Source organism: Stenotrophomonas sp. YJH_SMC_81 (assembly GCF_059370875.1).
Genome location: NZ_JCAFUB010000006.1, coordinates 103311 through 116020, shown reverse-complemented (window position 1 = coordinate 116020; position 12710 = coordinate 103311). Strand labels below are relative to the sequence as shown.

The window sequence follows — 12710 nt, the reverse complement described above, 5'->3', positions numbered from 1 at the left end:
CCACGGCGGCAGGCGCTCCTGCCGCCGTTTTTGTTTCCGGCGATACTCACCCCATGGCAACCCGTACCCCCATCGACAGCGACGCCCTGGCCGAGCTGCTCCAGCACGATCCACAGGCTGCGTTCGCACGCGTGCGCGACGCCGCACAGGCCGGGCAGGTCGAGGCGCAGCTGCTGCTCGCGCAGATGCACATGGAAGGTAAAGGCACCGCGCAGGACGCCTCGGCTGCGCTGCTCTGGTACGAAACCGCCGCCAACAACGGCGCGCCGATGGCGATGAACATGCTCGGCCGCTGCCATGAGCTGGGCCAGGGCACCACGCCCGATCCCACGCTGGCCGCGGTGTGGTACCGGCGCGCGGCCGACACCGGGCTGGACTGGGGCCTGTACAACCTGGCCAACCTGCTGGCCACCGGCCGCGGCGTGCCCCAGGACCGCGCGCAGGCACTGGCCCTGTACACCCGTGCCGCGCACCTGGGCCATGCCAAATCGATGAACCTGCTGGCCCGCCACCTTGAAGACGGCCTGGAGATCGAGCGCGATCCGCAGGCCGCCCTGGGCTGGTACCGGCGCGCGGCCGAGACCGGCGATTTCCGCGGCCAGGCCAACTACGCCTCGATCCTGCTGCACGCCGGCCAGGTCGAGCAGGCCGTGCACTGGCTACGGCTCGCCCTGGCGCACGGCAGCCCGGCGTTCATGGCGCACATCGTGCCGGAACTGGCCGCGTCGCCGCATCCGCAGGTGCGCGCCCTGGTCGCACCGCCGTCCCTCTGAGGAGCCCCGCATGCTGCTGCACATCCCCGACATTCTCAGCGCCGACCAGGTGGCCGACTTCCGCCGCCGACTGGATGCCGCCGACTGGACCGATGGCCGCGAGACCGTCGGCCATCTGGGCGCGCAGGCCAAGCACAACCAGCAGCTGCCCGAGGCCTCGCCGCTACGCCGCGAACTGGGCGAGATCATCCTCGTCGCGCTGGCCCGGCACCCGCTGTTCTTCAGCGCCGCGCTGCCGCTGAAGTACCTGCCGCCGCGCTTCAACCGCTACAGCGGTGGCGGCGCCTATGGCTACCACGTCGATGGTGCGGTGATGAACCTGGCCAATGGCGAGCAGCTGCGCTCGGACATCTCCTGCACCTTGTTCCTGTCCGCGCCCGAGGAGTACGAAGGCGGCGAGCTGATCATCGGCGACACCTACGGCGAGCACGAAGTGAAGCTGCCGGCCGGCGACCTGGTCGTGTACCCGTCCAGCAGCCTGCACCAGGTGCGGCCGGTTACCCGTGGCGCACGCGTGGCTTCTTTCTTCTGGGTGCAGAGCATGATCCGCGACGACGTGCAGCGCCGCCTGTTGTGGGAAATGGATGGCTCGATCGAGCGCCTGCGGCAGACCGGCGGCGACGCCGAGGCGATCCTGCAGCTGACCGGCGTGTACCACAACCTTTTGCGGCGCTGGAGCGAAGTCTGAGCCTTGCCGGGCCGGCCTGCGGCATTTTGGCAATCATTCTCATTTGCAACAGCTAACGGCTCTCATTACAATCACGCCCCGTTGATGCCGGCCGCTGCCGGCAGACCCTTGGGGACCCCTGCGTGCTGCGTCCGCTTCGCCCTCGCCCACTCATCCATCGCAAGATGGGCACCGCCATGCGCGGCCAGCGTCCGGCGCTGGCCAGCCTGCTGGCATGGGTGGCGATGCTGGCGTTGCTGCTGGGCACCCTGCCACTGCTGCCACAGGCCCAGGCCGGAATGGCCATGCAGATGCCGCTGGAAGAGCGCGGTGGCGAAAGCCCCCTGCAGGAAGAGGCGCCGGCCAAGCTGCGCCGCTGTGCCGCCACCCCGGTGAAAGCGGCCGAGCAGGCACACCCGCCGTTGCTGCTGGCCAGCCACTGGCTGCGCACTGAACTCGAACTCGTACCCGCCACGCCGGCCATGCCCGGCGTGCGCCCGGACTGGCCGCTGGCCGCTCCGGACACGCCCTGGGCCGATGCGCCCGGGCGCCGCCAGCAACGCGGCCAGGCGCCGCCGCTCGCCTGATCCACGGCCTGGCGTGACCGCCTGCGCGGTCGCGCCTGCACGCCGCTGTCTGCTTCATCCCTGCCGCCCCTGACCGGGCCTTCCGTGCCTGCCGCGCCCTTCGCGCACGGCATCGCGCCACCCTGCATCCTTCGAGGTAACTGCCATGGCCCAGCGCCATCGTGTCCGTTCGTCCCTGTCCCGTACCCTGCTGACCAGCGCCGTGCTGGCGGCTTTCGCCAGCCCCGCCTTCGCCCACGGTGACGCCGCCGGCGCACCGCAGACGCTGGACAAGGTGGTGGTCACTGCCTCCGGCTTCGAACAGAAGGTGATCGATGCCCCGGCCAGCATCAGCGTGGTCAGCCGCGAGGAACTGAGCAAGCGCCCGTATACCAGCCTGGTCGACGCCCTGCGCGACGTCGAAGGCATCGACGTGGGCCTGGAAGCGACCGACAAGAACGGCCGCGCCACCGTGTCGATGCGCGGCCTGCCGTCCGAGTACACCCTGGTGCTGATCGACGGCCGTCGCCAGAGCAATGTCGGCCAGATCTACCCGAACAACTTCGGTGGCGGCCAGTTCGCCTACGTGCCGCCACTGGAGGCGATCGAACGCATCGAAGTCGTGCGCGGGCCGATGTCCACGCTGTACGGCTCCGACGCGATGGGCGGCGTCATCAACATCATCACCCGCCGCAACCAGGACAGCTGGCACGGCTCGGTGACCCAAGGCTTCACCGTGCAGCAGGACGACCAGTTCGGCGATGCGCGCACCACCGACCTCTACCTCAGCGGCCCACTGCTGAAGGATCGCCTCAGCCTGGCGGTACGCGGCAGCTACTACGATGCCAAGGCCTCGAACCCGGAATGGGGTGCACTGACCCTTCCCGACGGTACGCCGTGGGAGCGCAGCATCGGCTTCGGCGGTGGCGGCAAGTCGATCGCCAACACCAACTGGAACACCGGTGTGCGCCTGGACTTCCGCATCAACGACGATCACGAACTGTGGCTGGACTACGACGTGTCGCGGCAGAAATACGACAATAGCGAAGGCCAGACCGGCACCCTCGACAGCCTGGCCAGCCTGTGGCGCGTCGGCAATGCGATCATTCCCAACCCGAACGGCAGCGGCACCGTCACCCGTCGCGTGGTGCAGCCGCGCGTGGGCTACACCGCCTACCAGCGCTACGAGCGCGATCAGCTGTCGCTGACCCACCAGGGCCGCTACGGCTTCGGCACCTGGCAGACCTCACTGACCCACAGCAAGAGCAACAACCTGGGTCGTTCGCTGCCGCTGACCCTGGACGAGCGTGCCAACCTGCAGACGCTGTGGAATGACGTCTGCCGCCGCACTGGCGCCGCCAACCACTGTGCGGCCAGCCGAGGCAACGCCCTGGCCGCCCTCAACCCGAGTGAGACGGCGCGCCTGCAGGCGTTCCTGCCGCGCCCGCTGCGCAGCATGGAACTGGAAGGCTACGTGCTCGACACGATGCTCGACCTGGACTTCGGCGCGCACAAGCTGACGGTGGGTGGCCAGTACAACAACACTGACATGGTCGACGGTGTGTTTGGCATGGATGGCGCCGGCTACCGCAGCAACGTCAAGCAGAAACACCGCATGTGGGCGCTGTTTGCCGAGGACAACTGGGCGCTGACCGACACCCTCACCGCCACCTTCGGCCTGCGCTACGACGACCACAACGTGTTCGGCAGCCACGTCAGCCCGCGTGGCTACCTGGTGTGGAACGCCAGCGATGCGTGGACCTTCAAGGGCGGCGTCAGCACCGGCTACAAGACCCCGCGACCGGACCAGCTGTTCCCGGGCATCACCGGCTTCGGTGGCCAGGGCGTGCTGCCATTGGTCGGTTCGCCGAACCTGAAGCCTGAAACCAGCACCAACTACGAGCTGGCCGCCTACTACGAGGGCCAGCGCTGGGGCTTCAACGTCACCGGCTTCTTCAACACGTTCGAAGACAAGATCGCCAGCGGCGGCACCTTCCCCAACTGCGAAGTGGCGCGCGCCGGCAGCGGCTACTGCGTGGACATCGGCCCGGGCTGGGCCGCACTGGGCTACAGCACCTTCACCCAGAGCGTGAACATCGACAAGGCTGAAACGCGGGGTGCCGAACTGGCCGCCCACGTTGACCTGCTCGACACCCTGCAGCTGCGCGGCAACTACACCTGGACCAGGAGCGAGCAGACCAGTGGCGCACAGAAGGGGCTGCCGATCAGCGGCACCATGCCGGCAAAACACATGGCCAACGCCAGCCTCAATTGGCAGGTCAACGAAGCGGTCAGCCTGTCGCTGATCGGCGAGGGCCGCTACGACCGCTACCGCGACACGCTGCTGGACGCCAACGGCGCCAGCCACACCCGCTACTACGAGGACTACACGATCTTCCATCTCGGTGGCAGCTGGAAGGCCACGCCCTGGCTGACGGTGAACGCACGGGTCAACAACCTGTTCGACAAGGATTTCGTCTCGCAGTCGTGCCTGTTGATCAGCCAGAGCGAGTTCAACTGCGTGGACGACTATGCGACCAAGGACCAGCGCCGCAGCTACTGGATTTCGCTGAACGCGAAGTTCTGATCGCCGCGCCCTGCTCCTGCTCCACGCATGGCGTGGATCCACCGATCGGTAGTGCCGGCCGCTGGCCGGCAACCCGAAATAGCTCCGGGATACAGAACGATACGCAATTGCGAGCTATTCTCATCAATGATGTAATGGGCAGTCCCCGTCCGCCTCGAACCGTGCCGTGAGCCGTCCCGCCCTTTCCACCGTGCAGCAGCAACAGAACCGTGGCTTCTGGCTGCGGACGCTGCACCAGTGGCACTGGATCAGCTCGGCGGTGTGCCTGATCGGCATGCTGCTGTTCGCGGTGACCGGCCTGACTCTCAACCATGCCGCGAAGATCGAGGCCAAACCCCAGGTGCAGAACCAGCATCTGGAACTGCCGGCCGAGCTGCTGGGCCAGCTGGGCACGCGCGAGGACGGCAACGCGCCGATTCCGCGCCCGGCCCGGCACTGGCTGGACACGCAGCTGGGCATCGCCATCGGCGGCCGCCCGGCCGAGTGGTCGGCCGAGGAGATCTACCTGTCGCTGCCGCGCCCCGGTGGCGACGCCTGGCTGAGCATCGACCGCGAAACCGGCGCGGTGGAGTACGAATCGACCTCGCGCGGCGTGGTCTCCTACCTCAACGACCTGCACAAGGGCCGCAACGCAGGCCCCGCATGGGGCTGGTTCCTGGACCTGTTCGCCGTGGCCTGCCTGGTGTTCTGCATCACCGGCCTGTTCCTGCTGCACCTGCATGCGCGGCAACGGCGCATGACCTGGCCGCTGGTCGGCCTCGGCCTGATGATCCCGCTGTTGATCGCCCTGCTGCTGATCCACTGACTTCCACCGTGAATTCCATCCGTTCCTCCGGAGCCGCCCCATGCGCGTCACCCTGACCATCGCCCTCAGCGGCCTGCTGGCCACCTCGCCGGCCTATGCCACCACCCTCGACATCAACGTCGAAGTGCCCAAGCTCAACGTGGCCGAGTACCACCGCCCGTATGTGGCGGTGTGGCTGGAAGGCGCCGACCAGAAGGTCGCGGCCAACCTGTCGGTCTGGTACCAGCAGACCAGCAACAGCGAGGGCCACGGCACCAAGTGGCTGCCCGACCTGCGCCAGTGGTGGCGCAAGAGTGGCCGTACCCTGCAGGTGCCGGTGGACGGCGTGACCGGCCCGACCCGCCCGGCCGGCAAGCACACACTGTCGTTCAGCGACAGGCAGCCGGCACTGAAGCAGCTGGCCCCGGGCAACTACACCCTGGTGGTGGAGGCGGTGCGCGAAGTCGGCGGCCGCGAACTGCTGAAGATCCCCTTCACCTGGCCGGCCACCGCCGCGCAGAGCGGCAAGGCGCAGGGCGCCACCGAACTGGGTCAGGTCACCCTGTCCGTCAAACCCTGAAAAGGGGACGGAGGGGATTAAGTCGTAATCCCCTTCTCCTTGCCGCATCACCCCGCATCCACTGGAGTCTTCCGCATGAAGCGCACGCTCGTCCTCGCCGCCGCCCTGGCCGCTGCCCTTCCCTTCTCCGCCCTGGCCCACAAGGCCTGGCTGCTGCCCTCGCAGACCGTGATCGCCGGCAACGCACCGTGGATCACCGTCGACGGTGCGGTCTCCAACGACCTGTTCTACTTCAACCACGTGCCGCTGCGACTGGAATCGCTGGTGATCACCGCGCCGGACGGCAGCACCGTGCAGCCGCAGAACGCGACCACCGGCAAGTACCGCAGCGTGTTCGACATCGAACTGAAGCAGGCGGGCACCTACCGCATCGCCTCGGTCAATGACGGCCTGTTCGCCACCTACGAGCAGAACGGCGAGCGCAAGCGCTGGCGCGGCAGCGTGGCGACCCTTGGCGAACTGCCCAAGGACGCGAAGAAGCTGGAACTGAGCCAGTCGATCGGCCGCGTGGAGACCTTCGTCACCAACGGTGCACCGAACGATACCGCGCTGAAGCCGACCAACCGGGGGATCGAGCTGGTCGCTGTCGGCCACCCGAACGACCTGTTCGCCGGCGAGGAAGCCACCTTCCGCGTGCTGGTCGATGGCAAGCCGACCGCTGGCCTGGAGTTCGAGATCGTGCGGGGCGCCACCCGCTACCGCAACGCACAGGACGAACTGAAGCTCACCAGCGACGCCAAGGGCGAGATCAAGGTGACCTGGCCGGAAGCCGGCATGTACTGGCTGGAAACCGGCACCGAAGACAACAAGACCTCGGTGAAGCAGGCCGCCAAGCGCCGCCTGAGCTACGTCGCCACGCTGGAAGTGCTGCCGCAGTGATGTGGACCACGATGCCGGGCACACCCCGGCATCGCCGCCACGACGCATCACCATGACTGATCCCCAGCTCGACATCGCCCGCCTCGGCGGCACCACCATGGGCACCACCTGGAGCGTGTCGCTGGTCGCGCCGCGCCAGCGCGACCTGCATCCACTGCATGCCGGCATCCAGGCGCGGCTGGATGCGGTGGTGGCGCAGATGAGCACATGGGAGCCCGGCTCGAACCTGAGTCGCTACAACCGCGCCAACGCTGGCCAATGGTGCGTGCTGCCGGCCGAGACCCGCCACGTTCTGGCCTGCGCACACGCCATCGCTGCCGCCAGTGACGGCGCCTTTGACCCCACCATCGGTCCGCTGGTTGCGCTGTGGGGCTTCGGTGCACACGCCGGCGAACGCCGCCCGCCCGACGACGCTACCCTGCAGGCCACGCGTGAGCGTTGCGGTTGGCGGCGCCTGCAGTGGCAGGGCGATGCGCTGCTGCAACCGGGTGGACTGGAACTGGATCTCTCGGCGATCGCCAAGGGCTTCGGCGTCGATCACGTTACGGCTTGGCTGCGTGAGCAAGGCATTGCGGCAGCGCTGATTGAAGTCGGCGGCGAGCTGGCCGGCTACGGCCGCAAACCGGATGGCCATCCCTGGCGCGTGCTGGTGGAATCCGCACCCGAAGAAGACGCGCACAGCGAAACACCACTGCGGGTGCTGGCGTTGGATGGCAAGGCGGTCGCCACCTCCGGCGATCGCTGGCATCAGTACCAGGCCGATGGCGAGGTCTACAGCCACAGCCTCGACCCGCGCAGCGGCAGGCCGGTGCGCCAGGTCGCCGCAGCGGTCACCGTGGTGGCAGACGACGCGATGCATGCTGATGCCTGGGCCACCGCACTGACCGTCCTTGGTCGCGAACAGGGCATGGCACTGGCCGAGCGCGAAGGCCTGGCTGCACGCTACCTGCAGCGTGCAGCGGACGGCGCGCGGGAGTTCCTTAGCAGCGCCTTCCAGCGCCTGCTCGACGAGCAGGATGCATGAGCACCCGGCCGTCACGCGCCTGGCTCGGCAACGCCCTGGTCCTGCTTCTGCTGGCGCTGATCGGTTCGGCGTTGCTGCGCCTGCATCTCGGCGAAGCCTGGTGGCAGGGCGCGCCACCGGCGCGGCAGTCGCAGATCGCGGTGCTCGCTACGGCGTTGTATGCGCTGACCTGCGCCGCACTGTGGTGGCGTGGGCGCCCGCGCGACGATGCCGCCTCCGCTGACACCGCGCCGATCCTGCTGGTCTGGTCCAGCCAGACCGGTTTTGCCCGCGACCTGGCCGAACGCAGTGCCGAGGCATTGCGTGGTGCCGGCGTGCCGGTGCGCGTGCGCGGTCTGCACGACGTCGACGCCGCGTTGCTGGCCGACAGCCAGCGCGCGCTGTTCATCGCCAGCACCACCGGCGAAGGCGATCCGCCTGACCACGCGCTGCCGTTCCTGCGCGATGTCATGGTCTCGCCGCCTTCACTGCAGCACCTGCACTACGGCGTGCTCGCACTGGGCGACCGCAGCTACGGTCACTTCTGCGGATTCGGCCACCAGCTTGACCAATGGCTGCGCCAGCACGGCGCGCATCCGCTGTTCGATGCGATCGAGGTCGACAACGCCGATCCGGCAGCGCTTCGTCATTGGCAACAGCTGCTGGGACAACTCGGCGGCGGCGCCAGTGAACTGCCCGACTGGAGCCCGGCCGAATACCAGCCGTGGACGCTGCTGCAGCGCGAACATCTGAACCCGGGCAGCCCCGGCGGTCCAGTGTATTGGTTGCGCCTGCGGCCACCGGCCGGCGCAGATGTGCAGTGGCAGGCCGGCGACATCGCCGAGATCGGCCCGCAGCATGCGTCGCACACCGTGCGTGCCTGGCTGGACGCACAGCGCTTCGATGCGGACAGGGTGCTGGATGACGGGCAGACGTTGCTGACACGCGTCGCGCGCTCGCACCTGCCTTCATTGGTTCCCCCGGGTGATCTGCCCGCATTGCTGGCGACCCTGCAGCCGCTGCCGCATCGCGAGTACTCCATCGCCTCGGTGATGGCCGACGGCGCGGTGGAGCTGCTGCTGCGTCGCCAGCTGCGCGCGGACGGCACGCCTGGCATCGGCAGCGGCTGGCTGTGCGACCACGTGGCCATCGGCGAGCCGGTGCAGCTGCGCCTGCGCCGCAATGACAATTTCCATGGCGTGCCCGCCGATGTGCCGCTGCTGCTGATCGGCAACGGCACCGGCATCGCCGGCCTGCGCGCCCACCTGCACGAACGTGCCCAGCAGGGCGCACGCCGCACCTGGCTGCTGTTCGGTGAGCGCACCGCTGCACACGACTTCCATTTCGGCGACGAGCTGCAGGCAATGCTGGCGAGCGGAACGCTGGCGCGGCTGGATGCTGTGTTCAGCCGCGATGGCGGTGCGCATCGCTACGTGCAGGACCGGCTGCTGGCCGAAGCAACAACGCTGCGGCAGTGGGTGGATGACGGCGCGACGATCCTGGTCTGCGGCAGCCTGCAGGGCATGGCCCCGGCCGTGGATGGGGTGATCGAGCAGGTGCTGGGCGCCGCAGGCAAGGAAGCGCTGCTGCTGGCCGGTCGTTACCGGCGCGATGTGTATTGAGGTTGCCCCATCCACGCATGGCGTGGATCTACAGCGGGTTCGAGCCGCCTTCTGGTGGGTGCGAACCTTGGTTCGCACCATGACGCGGTGTCGGTGGCCCCATCCACGCATGACGTGGATCTACTGAACGGCGTCAATGCGTGCGAACCGCCTCCTGGTGGGTGCGAACCTTGGTTCGCACCATGGCGCGGTGTCGGTGGCCCCATCCACGCATGGCGTGGATCTACTGAACGGCGTCAATGCGTGCGAACCTTGGTTCGCACCATGGCGCGATGTCGGAGGCCCCATCCACGCATGGCGTGGATCTACTGAACGGCGTCAATGCGTGCGAACTGCCTCCTGATGGGTGCGAACCTTGGTTCGCACCATGACGCGGTGTCGGTGGCGCCATCCACGCATGGCGTGGATCTACTGAACGGCGTGTCCGGGCAGCGTGGCAATCGCACACCCGTAGATCCACGCCATGCGTGGATAGCGCCCACCGGCGCCGAGGAATCATCCCGCCGCCGCACTGACCCGGATCGCCAGCAACTCGCCCCCGCCCTGCAACGCATGCCTTTGCCGTTCACCGGCCGCCAACCACGCGGTATCGCCAGCGTGCATCGGCGGCAGACCGCTGTCAGCCCCAAATTCGGCATGACCGGCCAACAGGTAAAGCGCCCAGGCCACGCCTGGTTCGCAGAAGAAGAACATCGAGCCCACCAGCGGCCGATGCAGGAGTTCGGCCTGCAGCAGGTCGCGCTTCCACATCAGGTTGAAGTCGTGGGTGGTGCCGTCGACCAGTTCGCCGTGCAGCGTTTCCTCGCCCGCAAAGCGCACGCGCCCATGCGGCGGCAGGACTTCGGCCACGCGGCCATCCTCGAAGCGCAGGCGCACGCCATTGCCCTGCAGCAGCACCAGCTCGCGCTCCACGCCGGGAAACGCGGAGAACGCCGCGTCCAGCTCGATCTCGGCCACCGACAGGCGCAGCGCCCAGTCGTCGCCCTGCGCAGGCAGGCGCAGGATCTCGCGCGTCCAGCCCAGGCCGTTGCGCCAGCGTTCGCGGCGGTAGTCCAGGCGGGAGATGACCTGGCTCGGAGTGTGCAGCAGGGAGTCGACGTTCATCGGCGCATTGCATCACGCCGCGCGCCATCGTGCATCACCGCGTGGCCAGCGTGCCCTGGCCGCCGCACCCGCCGGCCAGCAGCTGCGAGTGTTTCAACCAGTCCTGGTCGGGGTAATAGGCGAACACCATCGTGCCGCCACGCAACGCATCGATCAGTGGCTTGGCCACCGACAGGCGCACCGCCGGACAGCCCAGGCTGCGGCCCAGCCGCCCCTGCAGCTGCGCGGTGGCCGGGTTCACATATGGCGCGCCGTGGATGACGATCGCGCGTTCGCGCGCGCGGTCATTGAAGCCCGGTTCCAGCCCGGCCAGGCGCAGCGAATACCCGTTGCCGCCCATGTAGGTCTCCTGCGCGGTGAACGCGCCGAGGCTGGACATGAAACTGCCATCGCGGTTGGAGAAGTGCTCGGTGCGGTTCTCGCCGCTGTTGCGGCCATGCGCCACCCATTCCTCGAACAGCAGGCGCTGGTGGGCCAGGTCGAACACCCACAGGCGCGGCTCGGTGGACGGCCGCGAGTAATCGATAACGCTCAGTCGATCACCGTTGATGCCAAGCTCCGGCCGCTGCAACGCACAGCGCATGGCGTGCGCCGCCAGCTGCAACACGTGGCGGTCGGCCTTGGGCGCACTGCGCGACAGCAAGGCAGCCAGATCATCGGCACTGGTGGCGAGGGCGGGCGTCTGTGCCAGCGCCGGGGCGCTGGCCGAGGTCGCCAGCAGGCCGAACGCGGCCAGCCGGCACAGGCGGGATGCAGTCATGGGCACAACGAAGGGACTCAGTTGCCCTTGAGGGTGGACCCTGGCGGCTCGGATTCCAAGACCGGCTGCATTCCGGATTCAGCCGGGCTTGGGCGGACCGCCGGCAGCGAGGTCACCAGCAGGGTCGTGCCTGGCACCAGCACCCGGTACAGCTGGCGGGCGAACTCGGCCGGCAGCGCCATCGGCAGCGAGGGGGTGGCCAGCAGGTCCGGCGTGGCCTGGGCACGGTCCTGGCCCAGCAACGGGTAGGCCGTCCACTGGTGCAGGCGCTGGTTCGCGTCCAGCGGGCTGGGCGTATCGCTGTAACCCTGCCCCATCACGAACAGGGTGGTGCCCTGGAAGGCCGGCAGCGCGTCGGCCTTCAGCGGCGACTCGCCGATCATCACGCCATCGCGCAGCACGTACAGGCGCTGGTCATGCAGGCTGACCAGGATGCCGACCTGCCCGGCCGGCGCCGCGCTGTCGTTCCACCAGGCCTGTGCCGACGCCCCACCCTCCGTCTCCGGCAGGGCCTGGCCGCGTGCATTGACCGGCGCCAGCACTGACGGATAGGCCAGGGTCATCGGCGAGCTCTTGGCATCGGCCACCACGACGGTATCGCCACGCTGGGTTTCGCTGAACAGCTTCTGCGCGAAGGCCTGCGGCAGGCGCACGCAACCGTGCGAGGCCGGATGCCCGGGCAGGCTGCCGCCATGCAGGGCGATGCCATCCCAGGTCAGCCGCTGCATGTACGGCATCGGCGCGCTGTTGTAGAGGTTGGACCTGTGGTCCTTGTCCTTCTGCAGGATGGTGAACACGCCGGTCGGTGTCTCGTGCCCGGCCTTGCCCGAGCTGATCGTGGTCAGGCCGATGGCAATACCGTTGCGGTAGACGTAGGCACGCTGCTCATCGAGGCTGACCACCAGCACGATCGGGCCGGTCGGCGAGATTTCCGGATGCCACAGGTATTCGCCCGGCTTCAGGTCGGTCGGCCCGCGCACCTCGGCGGTGCCGGCGGTGGCAGCTGCGGGCTTGGCAGCCGGTGTCGTCGCAGCGGCATGGGCCAGCAGCGGCAGGGCCAGTGCAAGGGCGAGCATCAGGGTCGTGGGGCGGTGCGGAAGCATCCAGCGGGGGTCCTTTCCATGCAGAGCGGCCAACGTACACCATCGGCCCGTGGTGGCCGCGGCAAAACCAGGCGCCGGAAATGAAACTGCCCGGCGACACAGCCATGTGTCGTACCGGGCAATCGTTACGTCCTTGTCGGCCTGCTGCCGCCCCCTCGCATCCTGCGCTGTGGGGGTAGCGTTGCATCCTGCACGCGGCCGCGTCTGTCCTGTTTGTATCTCAGCCCCTTCCACAGGTCTGTGATGCCACCATCCTGGTGATTGATGCCGCGTCCTGCGGCG

12 protein-coding genes are annotated in these 12710 nt (G+C 68.3%); 9 read left to right on the top strand and 3 right to left on the bottom strand.

From position 1 onward, the window contains the following. Nucleotides 1-53 precede the first annotated feature (53 nt). The 9 genes from AC5P8U_RS14155 to AC5P8U_RS14115 all read left to right on the top strand — a co-directional run bounded on the left by AC5P8U_RS14155 (nucleotide 54) and on the right by AC5P8U_RS14115 (nucleotide 9461). The gene (locus AC5P8U_RS14155; RefSeq protein WP_072168620.1) at nucleotides 54-773 is read left to right on the top strand and encodes a tetratricopeptide repeat protein; all 720 of its coding nucleotides are present in this window, start codon (nucleotides 54-56) and stop codon (nucleotides 771-773) included. A gap of 10 nt (nucleotides 774-783) precedes the next feature. Then, entirely contained in the window at nucleotides 784-1461 is a 678-nt protein-coding gene (locus AC5P8U_RS14150) for a Fe2+-dependent dioxygenase (RefSeq protein WP_088496722.1), read from the top strand. Between the two features lie 164 nt (nucleotides 1462-1625). Further along, nucleotides 1626-2027: a hypothetical protein gene (locus AC5P8U_RS14145; RefSeq protein WP_053496847.1), complete on the top strand. Its 402-nt coding sequence runs from the start codon at nucleotides 1626-1628 to the stop codon at nucleotides 2025-2027. A gap of 145 nt (nucleotides 2028-2172) precedes the next feature. After that, nucleotides 2173-4593 carry a TonB-dependent receptor domain-containing protein gene (locus AC5P8U_RS14140; RefSeq protein WP_447897377.1) on the top strand — a complete coding sequence of 807 codons (2421 nt, stop codon included), beginning with the start codon at nucleotides 2173-2175 and terminating at the stop codon, nucleotides 4591-4593. A gap of 166 nt (nucleotides 4594-4759) precedes the next feature. Continuing rightward, nucleotides 4760-5398 carry a PepSY-associated TM helix domain-containing protein gene (locus tag AC5P8U_RS14135; RefSeq protein WP_088496720.1) on the top strand — a complete coding sequence of 213 codons (639 nt, stop codon included), beginning with the start codon at nucleotides 4760-4762 and terminating at the stop codon, nucleotides 5396-5398. 40 nt (nucleotides 5399-5438) lie between these two features. Further along, entirely contained in the window at nucleotides 5439-5957 is a 519-nt protein-coding gene (locus AC5P8U_RS14130; RefSeq protein ID WP_151355064.1) for a DUF2271 domain-containing protein, read from the top strand. A 75-nt stretch (nucleotides 5958-6032) separates the two neighbouring features. Continuing rightward, nucleotides 6033-6836, top strand: coding sequence for a DUF4198 domain-containing protein (locus tag AC5P8U_RS14125; protein ID WP_088496718.1), 804 nt, complete (start codon nucleotides 6033-6035; stop codon nucleotides 6834-6836). Nucleotides 6837-6888: 52 nt separating this feature from the next. Further along, entirely contained in the window at nucleotides 6889-7860 is a 972-nt protein-coding gene (locus AC5P8U_RS14120) for an FAD:protein FMN transferase (protein WP_111007906.1), read from the top strand. Then, nucleotides 7857-9461, top strand: a complete 1605-nt coding sequence (locus tag AC5P8U_RS14115) for a sulfite reductase subunit alpha (RefSeq protein ID WP_447897376.1) — start codon at nucleotides 7857-7859, stop codon at nucleotides 9459-9461. The genes AC5P8U_RS14120 and AC5P8U_RS14115 overlap by 4 nt, the downstream gene beginning before the upstream one ends. 495 nt (nucleotides 9462-9956) lie before the next feature. On the opposite strand, the gene AC5P8U_RS14110 is transcribed toward AC5P8U_RS14115, so the two are convergent. The 3 genes from AC5P8U_RS14110 to AC5P8U_RS14100 are packed head-to-tail and all read right to left on the bottom strand — an operon-like array spanning nucleotide 9957 to nucleotide 12428. Next, complete coding sequence (locus AC5P8U_RS14110; RefSeq protein ID WP_088496716.1) at nucleotides 9957-10565, bottom strand: HutD/Ves family protein; 609 nt, start codon at nucleotides 10563-10565, stop codon at nucleotides 9957-9959. Nucleotides 10566-10599: 34 nt separating this feature from the next. After that, nucleotides 10600-11325: a murein L,D-transpeptidase catalytic domain family protein gene (locus tag AC5P8U_RS14105; protein WP_069139006.1), complete on the bottom strand. Its 726-nt coding sequence runs from the start codon at nucleotides 11323-11325 to the stop codon at nucleotides 10600-10602. Nucleotides 11326-11342: 17 nt separating this feature from the next. After that, nucleotides 11343-12428 (bottom strand): L,D-transpeptidase, encoded by a 1086-nt coding sequence (locus tag AC5P8U_RS14100; RefSeq protein WP_061479234.1) that lies wholly within the window; start codon nucleotides 12426-12428, stop codon nucleotides 11343-11345. Between the last annotated feature and the right edge of the window lie 282 nt (nucleotides 12429-12710).

Excerpts from the sequence above, each read along its gene's own strand:
- AC5P8U_RS14155 (WP_072168620.1), top strand. The coding sequence starts at position 54 with ATGGCAACCCGTACCCCCATCGACAGCGACGCCCTGGCCGAGCTGCTC.
- AC5P8U_RS14150 (WP_088496722.1), top strand. The coding sequence starts at position 784 with ATGCTGCTGCACATCCCCGACATTCTCAGCGCCGACCAGGTGGCCGAC.
- AC5P8U_RS14145 (WP_053496847.1), top strand. The coding sequence starts at position 1,626 with ATGGGCACCGCCATGCGCGGCCAGCGTCCGGCGCTGGCCAGCCTGCTG.
- AC5P8U_RS14140 (WP_447897377.1), top strand. The coding sequence starts at position 2,173 with ATGGCCCAGCGCCATCGTGTCCGTTCGTCCCTGTCCCGTACCCTGCTG.
- AC5P8U_RS14130 (WP_151355064.1), top strand. The coding sequence starts at position 5,439 with ATGCGCGTCACCCTGACCATCGCCCTCAGCGGCCTGCTGGCCACCTCG.
- AC5P8U_RS14125 (WP_088496718.1), top strand. The coding sequence starts at position 6,033 with ATGAAGCGCACGCTCGTCCTCGCCGCCGCCCTGGCCGCTGCCCTTCCC.
- AC5P8U_RS14120 (WP_111007906.1), top strand. The coding sequence starts at position 6,889 with ATGACTGATCCCCAGCTCGACATCGCCCGCCTCGGCGGCACCACCATG.
- AC5P8U_RS14115 (WP_447897376.1), top strand. The coding sequence starts at position 7,857 with ATGAGCACCCGGCCGTCACGCGCCTGGCTCGGCAACGCCCTGGTCCTG.
- AC5P8U_RS14110 (WP_088496716.1), bottom strand. The coding sequence starts at position 10,565 with ATGAACGTCGACTCCCTGCTGCACACTCCGAGCCAGGTCATCTCCCGC.
- AC5P8U_RS14105 (WP_069139006.1), bottom strand. The coding sequence starts at position 11,325 with ATGACTGCATCCCGCCTGTGCCGGCTGGCCGCGTTCGGCCTGCTGGCG.
- AC5P8U_RS14100 (WP_061479234.1), bottom strand. The coding sequence starts at position 12,428 with ATGCTTCCGCACCGCCCCACGACCCTGATGCTCGCCCTTGCACTGGCC.